The organism is Actinoallomurus sp. NPDC052274 (genome assembly GCF_040679475.1).
Lineage (GTDB): Bacteria > Actinomycetota > Actinomycetes > Streptosporangiales > Streptosporangiaceae > Actinoallomurus > Actinoallomurus liliacearum.
Genome location: NZ_JBFAUT010000165.1, coordinates 1 through 1,129 on the forward strand (window position 1 = coordinate 1; position 1,129 = coordinate 1,129).

Genomic DNA, 1,129 nt, shown 5'->3' on the forward strand with positions numbered 1-1,129 from the left:
AATCGACGACGGTCGCAGGGCTCTTGAATGTCTTGTCGGACGAGAGCCGCTTCCCGTCAGCGCGCATCGTCGTGCTCGATCTCCACGGCGAATATGGCAAGGCGCTCGGCGATCGCGCGAACATCTTCAAGATCAGTCCTGATTCCCGCTACGCCAACGAACACCGGCTTTGCATTCCCTTCTGGGCGCTGAGTTTCGACGAGCTGCTACGGGTGACGTTCGGGAGCCTCCCTCCCGATGGCAAGGCCCGGAACATCATCCTAGAGGAAATCCTCGCTGCGAAGATTGCGAGTCTCGCCGCCCAGCCTATCGTCGGCGTCGACCCGGCAAGCATCACCGCAGACAGCCCGGTGCCCTTCTCGCTCAACAAGCTCTGGTATGATCTCTATTGTCGGGACTTCGGGACGTATCACAACGTAGCGGGCGCAAATCCCAATGACCCGGCGACCTGGGCCTATGAGCTCGATGCGACGGGCGTGAAGCAGATTGGCGACGCGCAGGCGGGCATTCCGCCCCGTTTCCGCAAATTTAAGAACGTCGCGGGCGATCCCGACAAAGTCAACGCCCTCCCGGACGTCCTCAACATCCGAGGACCGCTTGAAGCGCTGGGCGCACGGCTGCGTGTTGCCCGATACGACTTTCTTTTGAAGGCGGGTGACTGGCATCCCGGCCTCGATGGCAAGACGACCAAGACGCTTGCCGATCTGGTCGGGCATTGGCTTGGCAGCGACAAGCCGATCACGATCCTCGACCTGTCGGGCATCCCCTCGACGGTGACGAACGACATCATCGGCAACATCCTGCGTGTTCTCTATGACGGTCTTTTCTGGGCCCGGAATCTCTCCGAGGGCGGGCGCGAGCGCCCGCTGCTCGTCGTGATGGAGGAAGCGCATAGCTACCTTGGTGACGACGGAAGCAGCGCGGCCTCGATCGCGACGCAGCGGATCGTCAAGGAAGGTCGCAAATATGGGATCGGCGCGATGATTGTCAGCCAGCGCCCGGCTGAGATCAACCCGACGATCCTGTCGCAGTGCGGGACATTTTTTGCGATGCGGTTGAGCAATTCGACCGATCGCTCGCATGTAACCAGCGCGCTCTCCGACAATCTTAAGGGTCTGACCAGCATGCT

Annotated in this window: 1 protein-coding gene; it reads left to right on the forward strand. The window is 61.0% G+C overall.

From position 1 onward, the window contains the following. On the forward strand, positions 1–1,129 hold a 1,129-nt coding region (locus AB0K82_RS44670; protein WP_364409878.1), incomplete at both ends, for a DUF87 domain-containing protein.